The following is a 10,190-nucleotide window of genomic DNA, read 5'->3' on the forward strand; positions in this document are numbered from 1 at the left end:
CGGCCGCACTTCGCGGCCGTTTGCCTTTTCCCTGTGACCATGCCGAAGCCTAGCCCCGATATCGACAACAACGCCGACACCGACGACGCCAAAGACCAGCAACTGGTCTCCCCCGTCATCCGCGGCCTGCGGCTGCTTCGCTTCATTGCCGAAGGCGGCTCGACCGCCAATCTCAGCGAAGTCGGCCGGCGCATCGACGTCAACCGTGTCACGGTGATGCGGCTGCTCGCGACGCTAGAGCACGAAGGCATGCTGGAACGCCTGCCGCAGGGCGGGCATGAGATCGGATTCGGGTTCCTGAAGCTGGCTTCGCGCGTGCTGGCAGCCAACGACCTGACCACATTCGCACGGCGCGTGCTCGCGCGGCTCAGCGGATCGCTGCAGCTATCGGCCTACCTCGTCGTGCGCGATGGCGGCCATGCGCTCTATCTGCTGCGCGATATGCCTAACACCTCGCTGGTCAGCAATATCCAGGTCGGCAGCCGCGTGGCCGCGCACCTCACCACGCCGGGTCGGATGCTGATCGCCGATCTGCCACCTGAAGAACTGCGCGCCTTGCTTGGCGATGACCCGCTGCCTACCGTGACCGGCCAGAGCCCGGCCACGCATGCGCGGCTGGCCGATATTCTGGCCGCCGACCGAGAACGCGGCTGCGCATGGAGCTTTTCCGCGTTTGAAGCAGGTATCGATTCGTGCGGAGCGCCTGTACGCGATGCCAGCGGAGAAGTGATCGCCGCGATCAGCGTGGCGGGTCCGCAGCAGCGCTTCGAAACCGACAGCACGCTGCGCGAGCGCGTCGAGCGCGAGGTCAAGGCCGCGGCACGCGACCTGTCAGCATTGCTCGGCGACCGCGCCAGCAGCGGCCGTCAGCGCTAGCGCAGCTGGCCGTTATTCGGCCTTGATGTCGTATTCGCGGATCAGCTTCGCCCACGCGGCAGTTTCTTCTCGGATGCGTGCGGCGAGCGCGTCAGGCGTGCTGGCCACTGGCTCCATGCCTTGACGCTGAAGGTCGGCCCGTACGGCAGCGGTGCCCAGCAATGCGCGCACCTCGGTGGCGAGGCCGTCGACGGCCGCTGCCGGTGTCGCACGCGGCACCAGCAGCGCATACCACGAACTGACATCGATACCTGTCACGCCCTGCTCGGCCAGCGACGGCACGCCGGGCGCCGCCGGCGAACGCTTCGACTGCGTCACCGCCAGCGCGCGCAGCTTGCCTGACTGGATGAACGGCGCGAGCGTCGGCCACGTACCGAGCAGCACCGGCACCTGCCCGCCCACCACGTCATTGAGCGCCTGCGTCGTGCCCTTGTATGGCACATGCATCAGCGTCACGTTGGCCTTGTGCCGGAACAGCTCGCCCGCCAGATGCAGGCCACTGCCGACACCGGGGCTCGCATAACCCATCGGTGAACCCGCCTGCGCCGCTTGCCGCGCGAGCCCGATCAGTTCCTGCACGGATTTCGCCTTGACCGCTGGATGCACGGCCAGCACGTTAGGCGAACTCGCGAGCAGCGACACCGGCCGGAAATCGCGCTCGACCTGATAGGACAGCGCCGGGAACAGCGTCGGGTTGATGGTCAGGTTGCCGGCAGGCACCACGAGCAGCGTGCAGCCATCGCCCGCGGCGCGGCGTACGGCGTCGATGCCGATATTGCCGTTTGCACCGGGCTTGTTGTCGACGATGTAGGGAACGTCCGCGTGCCGCTGCTGCAGCCCGTGCGAAAGCGTTCGCGCCAGTTGGTCAGCGGGGCCGCCGGCCGGGAACGGGACGACGATGCGCACATTGGCGCAGGCGGCCTCGGCATGCTGGGTGACCATGCCGGCCGTTGCCAGCAGGGTTGCAGCCACGGTGGTGAGCCACCGGCGCTTGGTATGGATAGCGGGCATCTTGTTGTGGGGGCTGGTGTTGCTGTGCTGCATTGTCTGAGTGCTTCAGCCCAGGCCAAAAGGCCGGGGCGGTTCGGGCGGACGGTAGTCGAGCAGCCGCGACAGTTCCGCAGCGGCGTTCCTGACCATTTCCACCATGGTGTCCAGTTGATCCGGATCGATGCGTGAAGCGGGAATGGTTGCCCCGAGCGCTGCGACCACCTTGCCGGTGCGGTCGCGCACGGGTGCCGCGATGGTCGAGATGCTGGCCTCGAAGAAACCTTCCTGCAGCACATAGCCGCGTTCACGGTCACGCTGGACCATGTCGTAGAGTTCCTCGACCGTGCGCGGCGTGCTTTCCGAGAACACTTCGAGTTGTGATTCGGGATACAGTGCGCGCAGTTCGTCGAGCGACAGGTCTTCGAGCAGTACGCGTCCGAGCACCGTCGCATGCGCCGGCAAGCGCGTCCCGACGTTGACCGTGCTGGCAAACGGGCGCGGTGCCACGGACTTGGCCACATAGACAATCGAGCGACCGTCGCGCACGACCAGATTGCACGGATAGTGGATTTCGTCGCGCAGGCGGTCCAGCAACGGGCGGCCAAGCTCGGTCAGTTCCAGGGAGGCCAGGTAATCGAAGCCAAGCCGCAGCACCGCCATGCCGAGCCGGAATTCCCGGCCGCCATCGGTGCGCTCGACAAAGCCCATCATCTCGAGCGTAGCCAGCAGCCGGAAAACCGTCGAGCGCGGCACCTTCAGGCGCCGCGCCAGCTCAGCGGCCGACAGCGTGCGCTCGCGGCTGCTGAATTCCCCCAGCAACCGCAGGCCGCGCTCCAGCCCGGGCACGATGTACTTGTCCTGGGCGTCTTCGGGCGGCGATTCGGTGGTCATGGTCTGTCTCTGCTATGGCGAGTTTTGGCGTTCTGGACGTGCTTCGGGTGCTTTGCGGGGCGGTTTCCCGCTGCCGCATGCATCCGTAACTGTCCCATATATCACGCCTGAGCCCCGTCGGGTACCCGTCACGCCGACAAACCCCGCGTGGCGGCAGGTTGTTCGCCCGCCACCACACGTTCCCCCGCCCTTACTTCAGATAGTCCCGCAGCCAAGCCGCGCACTGCTCGCCATGCTGGGCCGGCCAGCGCACGACGATGGTCTCGTCGCGGCGGCGCAGTTCCACGCAGATGTCCGAGACCGGGCCGCGCTGCACCGGTGCGCGCCCCAGCAGCCGCGACAGGAAGCCGCCGTTGCCGCCGCCGTGGCCGTTACCGTTCCAGACCGGCGCGCTCGCCGCGTGTCCGTTGTGCGCGGCGACCGATGCAGGCGCCGCCGCCGGCATGGCAGCAGGTGCCGTTGCGGCCGGCGTCGCAGCCGGAACCGCTGCCGCCACGGCCTGCCCGGCCTGCGGCGACAACCGCGCGAGCAGGTTGGCGCCGAACTCGTCCCACATCCGGTCAGCCTTGGTCTTCATCACGCTCAGGCCGAAGGTGCCGAGCCGCCCCAGCACATCGACCTGTACCTTGATGCGCAACTGCGTCGAGCCATCTTCCTGCTCCGTCAGGAACATCTCGCTCGTCTGCCGCAGCGAACTCGCCACCGAGGCATCCTCCCCGGTCCCTTCGGTACGCAGGTAGTGCGGCGCGCGCGTCTCGACGATCTTCGTATGCAGGCGGAAGCGTGCGTTGATGAACGCGATCTTCACCGCCATATGCGCGATGTACTCGACATCGCTGATGACCTCGATCGATTCCATGCCGGGCACGCAAGCGCCCATCACGTTCGGGTCGAGCATCAGTTCCCACACGCGTGCCGGCGGCGCCGCGGTGACCAGGGTCTTTTCAATTTCCACGCATTTTCTCCGCGGCGGACAGGATGGATTCGACGATGCCGACATAGCCCGTGCAGCGGCACAGGTTGCCGTTCAGACCGTGGCGGACTTCCTCTTCCGTTGGGTTGGGATTGTTGGCCAGCAGCGCGCACGACGTCATCAGGAAGCCCGGCGTGCAGTAGCCGCACTGCAGTCCGCCGCATTCCATGAAGCACTGCTGCAGCGGGTGCAGTTCACCGTCGGCGGCCAGGCCTTCGACGGTCATCACGTGGCGGCCGCGGACCTGTGAGGCCAGCATCAGGCAGGACTTGACGGCCTCGCCGTCGACCAGCACCGTGCAGGCGCCGCAGATGCCGGTCTCGCAGCCGCGCTTGGTGCCGGTCAGGTTCAGGTCGTCGCGCAGCAGGTCGGACAGCATGCGCCGCGCGGGGACCTCGACGGTATGTTCTTCACCGTTGACGGTGACATCGATGGTGACTTTGTTCATGGGCAACTCCTCAGTCCGCAGCCACGCCGAACAGCTCGGCGATGGTGCGGCGTGCGACCGTGCACACGATATGGCGGCGGAAATCCTCCGTGCCGCGCATGTCCGATACCGCGTTGATGTCAGCGGCGACAATGTCAGCAGCTTCGGCCGCCAGCTCTGCAGTCACGGTCTTGCCGGACAGCAGCGACTCGGCGCGGTGCAGGCGGGCCGGGATGGGCGTGGATGCACCGACCGCCAGACGCGCGTCCAAGCAGAAATCGCCCTCGCGCCGCACCGACAGTGCCACGCTGGCGAGCGGCCGGTGTTCCGCGGCGGTGCGCAGGAAGCGCGCATAGCGTCCGTCCGCGCCGGCTGCCGGCGCAGGCAAGCGGATCTCGGTCACGATCTCACCGGGAGTCAGTGCGGTGACGTAGTAATCGACGAGGAAATCCTCGATCGCCAGCACACGTTCACCGCCCGGGCCGCTCAGCACGATCTGCGCGCCGAGCGCCATCAGGCAGCCCGGCGGATCGGTGGCCGGATCGGCATAGCAAAGGTTGCCGCCGATCGTGCCCTGGTTGCGCACCTGTGGATTCGCCACGCGCGAAGCCATGCTCGCCAGCATCGGGTAATGCGCCTGCACGACGGGCGAACGCGCGACCTCTGCATGCAGGGTCAGCGCGCCGATGCGCAGCCCCTGCTTCGGATCGAACGTGATGCCGCGCAGCGCATCGAGCCCGCCAAGATAGACCACATGGCTCGGCGTCACCATGCGCTGGCGCATGCCAAGCATCAGCGCCGTACCGCCCGCGTACGCGCGGCAGTTGTCGCCGAGGTCGGCCAGCATGCGGCTCGCTTCGCCGACCGTGGCCGGCTCCAGGAATTCGAAATCACGCATGGGCGCTCTCCTTCTCCATCTCTTCGCGCTCGCGCAATGCAGCCAGCACCTTCTCGGGCGTGATCGGCAGCGAATGAATGCGTATGCCGATGGCGTGATGCACCGCGTTGGCAATCGCCGCTGCGCCGGGCAGGATCGCCGTCTCGCTCGCGCCCTTGGCGCCGAACGGGCCGTTGGGATCGTTCGACTCGACGAGGTCCGTGCGCAGCATCGGCAGCGCATCGGCCGTGGCCATGGTGTAGTCGGCGAAGTTGCCGTTCTGCAGGCGACCGTCTTCGTAGCGCAGGTGCTCGTAGAGCGTCCAGCCGATGGCCTGCACCGTAGCACCGTGCGTCTGGCCGTGCACCGCAAGCGGGTTGATGGCTTTGCCGCAGTCATCGGCGACAAAGCTGTCGATCACGGTCACGCGGCCCGTGCAGGTATCGACCTCCACTTCCACCGCCTGCGCCGCGAACGAATAGGCGGGCGCGATGTTGCCGTAGTAGTTGGCGTCATGCATCACCGTGGGCGCGTCATAGGTGGCGCGCACATGGATGCCTTCGCCGCCGTGGCGGAAGATATGGAGCCGTGCGATTTCTGCGAGCGTGGCCGACTTGTCCGGCTGGCCCGGCACGCTGATGCGGCCATCGGCAAACACCAAGCTTTCCACATCGACGCCGAACTTTTCGGCCGCCAGCCCCATCACCTTCTGCTTCGCTTCACGCGCCGCACGCAGCACGGCGTTGCCCGAGATGATCGTCACGCGCGACGCGAGCGACCCGAGGCAGAACGGCGAGGTATCGGTATCCGGCGCCATCACGGTCACGTGCGACAGCGGAATCCCCATCTCCTGTGCGCAGATCTGGCTCAGCATGGTGTTGGCGCCCTGCCCCATGTCGCATTCGCTGGTCTGCAGCATCACGCGGCCATCTTCGTTGAGCTTGAGCAGGATGGTCGAGCCATCCCAGTTGCCGAGCGTGCGGTTGCCGCTGACGTGCATCGCCGCCGCAATGCCCACGCCGCGCCGGCGCGTGCCGGTGCCGCGCGGCGCTTCGCGCTTGGCGTCCCAGCCGATTGCCTTGCGCGTCATCTCCAGGCATTCCTGCATGCCCGTGCTGCCAATCTGCCAGCCATGCACGCTGGTCTCGCCGCGGCCGATCGCATTGCGCTTGTGTACTTCAATCGGGTCCATGCCGATCATCCCGGCCAGCACCGTCAGGTGGCAGTTCAGCGGGAACAGCATCTGCTGCCCGCCGAAGCCGCGGAACGCACCGCGCGGCGGGTTGTTCGTGTACGCGAGCACCGCATGCGATCGCACATTGGTCACGCGATGCATGTTGTCGCTGCGCATGGCGCTGACGTGCATGACGTCGCCGGCCAGGCCCGCATACGCGCCGCACTCGGCCGTGATGCGCACATCCTTGGCCACGATCATGCCGTCGGCGGACAGCCCGATGCGCAGCCACACCTTTGCCGGCACGCTCGCGCGCGCGCCCTGGAAATCTTCGAGGCGATTGTTGACCATCCGCACCGGACGATTGAGCTTCGTCGCCAGGAACGCGCAGATCAGGCTGTTGTTCTCCTCGACGATCTTCGCGCCGAAGCCGCCGCCCGTGGTCGCCTGCACCACGCGGATCGTCGATGCCGGCCGATCCAGCGCCTCGGCCAATCGGCTGCGCGCGAGGAACACCGACTGCGTCGACGCGTACACCGTCAGGCGCCCGTTGCCGTCCTGCGTCGCGACCGACGCCATCGGCTCCAGATAGCCCGGGTACTGCGAATGCATGTCGTACGTGGCCTCGTACACCGCGGCGGCCTCGGCAAAGCCGGCCTCAACATCGCCGCGCTCGATATGCATCTCATGGCCGATATTGCTTGTGCCGGCATGGACTTCCAACGCCCCGTCGGCCAGTGCGGCCTCGGGGCTCAGCAGCGCAGGCAGTTCCTCGTACTCGACGCGGATCAGGTCGAGTGCATCGCGCGCGATTTCCTCGCTGACCGCGACCACGGCCGCCACTTCCTCGCCGACGTGGCGCACCACGCCGACAGCGAGGACGCGCTGCTCCTTGCGGTGCGGCCCCCACAGGCGCGTGGGCGTATCGCGCCCGGTCACCACCAGCTTGACACCGGGCAGCGCCTTCGCCGCCGCGGTGTCAATGCCGACGATGCGCGCATGCGGGTGCGGGCTGCGCAGCACCTTCGCATGCAGCATGCCGGGCAGCTTGATATCGCCGGCATACTGCGCGCGTCCCATGACCTTCTCCCGCGCGGTCACCTGCGGCGTGGACGCTCCCACGATGGACTGGCTCATGCCCGCCTCCTGCGTCTTGTGTTGCATGGATCTGCTGCGCCTTGCGTCATTCCGCCGAGATGCCCATGTCGCGGATCACCTTGCCAAGGCGCTCGTAATCCGAAGCGTTTACCTTGTCGAGCGCAGCGGGCGCACCGCCGACCGGAATCGCGCCGAACGTGGCCATCTTCTCGGTGACGTCCGGCAGCCGGATCACTTCGTTGAGCTGCTCGTTGAGCACCTTCACGATCTCGGCGGGCGTGCCCTTGGGCGCCATCACGCCGTGCCAGGCGCCGACCACCACGTCCTTGTAGCCAAGCTCGGCCAGCGTCGGCACATTGGGCAGCAGCGCCGAGCGCTTGGCGTCGGTGATAGCCAGCGGAATCAGCCTGCCGGTGTTGATGTACTGCGCGACCGGACCCAGCGTCACGTACGCGAAGCTCACGTGGCCGGCGACCACGTCATTGACGGCCGGCGCCACGCCCTTGTACGGCACGTGCTGGATCTTCACGCCCGCGGCGCGATTCAGCATCTCGCCGGCGATGTGCATCGGCGAACCGGCGCCCGGGCTGCCGTAGGTGAAGTTCTTGCCCGCCTTGGCCGCGGCGATCATCTCGGGAACCGTCTTGACGCCAGCCGCCGGGTTGGCCACCAGCAGCACCGCCTGCACCGCGGTCTGGATCACGGGCGTGAAGCCATGCAGCGGGTCATAGCTCGATGCCGGCGCGAGCTTGAGCACCATCGGCGCGAGCGTGAACGGGTTCGGCGTATAGAGCAGCGTGTAGCCATCGGCCGGCGCACGACTCACGAAGGAAGTCCCGACCACGCCAGCGGCGCCCGGCCGGTTCTCCACGATCACCGGCTGCTTGAGGCGGGCCGACAGCTTGTCGGCGTACAGGCGCGCCATGGCGTCGGTATCGCCGCCCGGCGGATAGGCGACCACCATAGTCACGGTCTTGGTCGGATAGGCAGCGGCAGCGGCCGTGCTGCCCTCGGCTAGCACCAGCGCTGCCATGGCAGTGGCAGCAAGGAAAAGTCGGCGGTCTCGTTTCATCAACAGCTCCTGTGGGGGCGCTTCGCGGCGGGAGTCGGGTCGGTTGTACTCAACGCGAAGACAGGGTTGGCTCGATGGAAAACACCTCTACGAGTGTTTCATTAGCAAAACGTATGTTCACATCAGGAACATGCATACATGCTAGGTCGCGTTTGTTGACTACTCAACTTACGTTAATCACTGATTGACAATGTGAGAATTATGTTTTCCAAAACGCATATGGCGGAAGCGCCGTATCCGCGGACATCGTGTCCGCCTGTGAGACAATCTGGCGCCCTTCACGCCGCTTGGGCGCCTGCTCCGGCACCGCACAGCGTCCTCGAACCGTCTCAACCGGAAGGAATTCATGACCCGAAACACCGGGCCTGCAACAGGCCCGCAGGCTCAGCCGCCCCGCACTGCAGACGACAGCCCCTGGACCGACCTGGACGAGGCCGGCAACGGCCTGACGGTGGACAACTTCCTGACCACCATGCTGAGCCAGCTCATCACGCGGCTGCGGAGCACGGTGACGCAGCCCTATGCCGAGCAATTCGGCCTGACCGTGCCGGAGTGGCGCATCCTGGCGCTGCTGGCGCATGCGCGGAAGTTGCCGTTCTCGGAACTCGTGGTGCAGTCCACATCGGACAAGGCGCTGGTCAGCCGCACGCTGCGGCTACTGGAGGAGCGCGGGCTGGTGCATCTGGAGACAGAGGGGAATACGCCGCGCAAGAAACTCATCTGCAGCGTGACGGATGCCGGGATTGCCCTGCATGACGAGGTAATGCCACTCGCGCGACGCGGGCAGGCGGAGGTGATTCGGCAGTTGGAGCCCGAGGAGCGGCGGGCGGTTTATCTGGGGTTGAGGAAGTTGTTGAAGGGGCAGGGATAGGGGCGTTCCTGACGGACGCCCCTCAGGACCGGCGGTGGCTACGCTGCCGCCGCGGCTTCGATCCCCTCGCCTACTTCGCTGATCCGGTCTGCAAGCAGAGCGAGGGAGGCCTGGCACAGGGCTCGCAGTGCGTCGGTGCTTGCTGAACGCAGGGCCACGGTGCCTTCGTCTTGGGCGTCGCAATCGCTTTGGGCGAGCAGCGTCAGTGCGCATGCCGCGCCGCGTACGACTGAGGTGGCCTGATCCAACAAATTAAGCAACACAAGCTGCCGAGGAATTGGCAATGCATCCTTTCGGGCTGCGCGCAGGGTTTCAGGGCTGAAGTGTGAGATTGGCTCGTCGAGCCTTGGGGCGATGAAGGAATCGGAATCGACCGCAGATCGATGCATGCTGGCGGCCCGATCATTGATGGTTTGTGGCATTGCTGACCTCATTGATGTATGAGCGAAGGACCACCACTCATTCTCACGTGAGGTGGCGGGCCTGACGACGGGGGTGAGAAACCGGACGCCACGGAAACCGGCCCAGCCGAAGCTGGCCCCGCCCGGCCCGCCATAAAGCAATTGCGTGCACAAGCGCATCAAAAAGCGAATGATCGCTCTCGCCATCATTCGCCGTACCGGGAACCGGGTTCTCACACCCGACTCCTGCTGTTTCAGGAGCTCGGCCAGTCTAGAGAAGACTGACGTTCACACTCAAGGTGCGGATTGTGAAAGATTGATGCGGGAAGTCAATCGTTGAATGCTGGGTAATTCAAGCGAGGGACATGGGGGGGCGCGCCGAAGAGAAATTCAACACCCATTTCCGCGGAAGGCCGAGACCAGCCAGAGGACTAAACCGCTCGCGCGGTAACCCTCCGGCCAAGCGCGAAGTGACTCAACCGCCAGCGCTGTTTCCTATGTTGAGGACCGAGGCAATTCGCCTCGAGCCTCGACAGGAGC

General features: G+C 66.1%; 10 protein-coding genes. 2 read left to right on the forward strand and 8 right to left on the reverse strand.

Going from position 1 to position 10,190, the window contains the following annotated elements:
- Positions 1–39 precede the first annotated feature (39 nt).
- Positions 40–876 carry an IclR family transcriptional regulator gene (locus tag KHO41_RS36655; RefSeq protein WP_211958128.1) on the forward strand — a complete coding sequence of 279 codons (837 nt, stop codon included), beginning with the start codon at positions 40–42 and terminating at the stop codon, positions 874–876.
- A gap of 12 nt (positions 877–888) precedes the next feature.
- Here the strand turns inward: KHO41_RS36655 and KHO41_RS36660 are convergent, their stop codons facing one another.
- The 7 genes from KHO41_RS36660 to KHO41_RS36690 all read right to left on the reverse strand — a co-directional run bounded on the left by KHO41_RS36660 (position 889) and on the right by KHO41_RS36690 (position 8,378).
- Positions 889–1,920 carry a Bug family tripartite tricarboxylate transporter substrate binding protein gene (locus KHO41_RS36660; RefSeq protein WP_211958129.1) on the reverse strand — a complete coding sequence of 344 codons (1,032 nt, stop codon included), beginning with the start codon at positions 1,918–1,920 and terminating at the stop codon, positions 889–891.
- Between the two features lie 12 nt (positions 1,921–1,932).
- The gene (locus KHO41_RS36665; protein WP_211958130.1) at positions 1,933–2,757 is read right to left on the reverse strand and encodes an IclR family transcriptional regulator; all 825 of its coding nucleotides are present in this window, start codon (positions 2,755–2,757) and stop codon (positions 1,933–1,935) included.
- Positions 2,758–2,947: 190 nt separating this feature from the next.
- The gene (locus KHO41_RS36670; RefSeq protein WP_211958131.1) at positions 2,948–3,712 is read right to left on the reverse strand and encodes a CoxG family protein; all 765 of its coding nucleotides are present in this window, start codon (positions 3,710–3,712) and stop codon (positions 2,948–2,950) included.
- Positions 3,702–4,178: a (2Fe-2S)-binding protein gene (locus KHO41_RS36675; RefSeq protein WP_211958132.1), complete on the reverse strand. Its 477-nt coding sequence runs from the start codon at positions 4,176–4,178 to the stop codon at positions 3,702–3,704. Before KHO41_RS36675 ends, KHO41_RS36670 begins: the two co-directional genes overlap by 11 nt.
- 10 nt (positions 4,179–4,188) lie before the next feature.
- Entirely contained in the window at positions 4,189–5,055 is an 867-nt protein-coding gene (locus KHO41_RS36680) for an FAD binding domain-containing protein (protein WP_211958133.1), read from the reverse strand.
- Positions 5,048–7,345 (reverse strand): xanthine dehydrogenase family protein molybdopterin-binding subunit, encoded by a 2,298-nt coding sequence (locus KHO41_RS36685; RefSeq protein WP_211958134.1) that lies wholly within the window; start codon positions 7,343–7,345, stop codon positions 5,048–5,050. The genes KHO41_RS36680 and KHO41_RS36685 overlap by 8 nt, the downstream gene beginning before the upstream one ends.
- A gap of 46 nt (positions 7,346–7,391) precedes the next feature.
- Positions 7,392–8,378, reverse strand: coding sequence for a Bug family tripartite tricarboxylate transporter substrate binding protein (locus tag KHO41_RS36690; protein ID WP_211958135.1), 987 nt, complete (start codon positions 8,376–8,378; stop codon positions 7,392–7,394).
- A gap of 346 nt (positions 8,379–8,724) precedes the next feature.
- On the opposite strand from KHO41_RS36690, the gene KHO41_RS36695 reads away from it, so the two are divergent.
- Positions 8,725–9,249, forward strand: coding sequence for a MarR family winged helix-turn-helix transcriptional regulator (locus tag KHO41_RS36695; protein WP_211958136.1), 525 nt, complete (start codon positions 8,725–8,727; stop codon positions 9,247–9,249).
- A gap of 38 nt (positions 9,250–9,287) precedes the next feature.
- Here KHO41_RS36695 and KHO41_RS36700 read toward each other — a convergent pair whose 3' ends face one another.
- On the reverse strand, positions 9,288–9,671 hold the full coding sequence (locus KHO41_RS36700) for a hypothetical protein (RefSeq protein WP_211958137.1): 384 nt from the start codon (positions 9,669–9,671) through the stop codon (positions 9,288–9,290).
- Positions 9,672–10,190: the final 519 nt, after the last annotated feature.

Origin of the sequence: Cupriavidus numazuensis (assembly GCF_905397435.1) — a bacterium.
Taxonomy (GTDB): Bacteria; Pseudomonadota; Gammaproteobacteria; order Burkholderiales; family Burkholderiaceae; genus Cupriavidus; species Cupriavidus numazuensis.

Coding starts and splice junctions, on each gene's coding strand:
- KHO41_RS36655 (WP_211958128.1), top strand. CDS start 40: ATGCCGAAGCCTAGCCCCGATATCGACAACAACGCCGACACCGACGAC.
- KHO41_RS36660 (WP_211958129.1), bottom strand. CDS start 1,920: ATGCAGCACAGCAACACCAGCCCCCACAACAAGATGCCCGCTATCCAT.
- KHO41_RS36665 (WP_211958130.1), bottom strand. CDS start 2,757: ATGACCACCGAATCGCCGCCCGAAGACGCCCAGGACAAGTACATCGTG.
- KHO41_RS36675 (WP_211958132.1), bottom strand. CDS start 4,178: ATGAACAAAGTCACCATCGATGTCACCGTCAACGGTGAAGAACATACC.
- KHO41_RS36680 (WP_211958133.1), bottom strand. CDS start 5,055: ATGCGTGATTTCGAATTCCTGGAGCCGGCCACGGTCGGCGAAGCGAGC.
- KHO41_RS36685 (WP_211958134.1), bottom strand. CDS start 7,345: ATGAGCCAGTCCATCGTGGGAGCGTCCACGCCGCAGGTGACCGCGCGG.
- KHO41_RS36690 (WP_211958135.1), bottom strand. CDS start 8,378: ATGAAACGAGACCGCCGACTTTTCCTTGCTGCCACTGCCATGGCAGCG.
- KHO41_RS36695 (WP_211958136.1), top strand. CDS start 8,725: ATGACCCGAAACACCGGGCCTGCAACAGGCCCGCAGGCTCAGCCGCCC.
- KHO41_RS36700 (WP_211958137.1), bottom strand. CDS start 9,671: ATGCCACAAACCATCAATGATCGGGCCGCCAGCATGCATCGATCTGCG.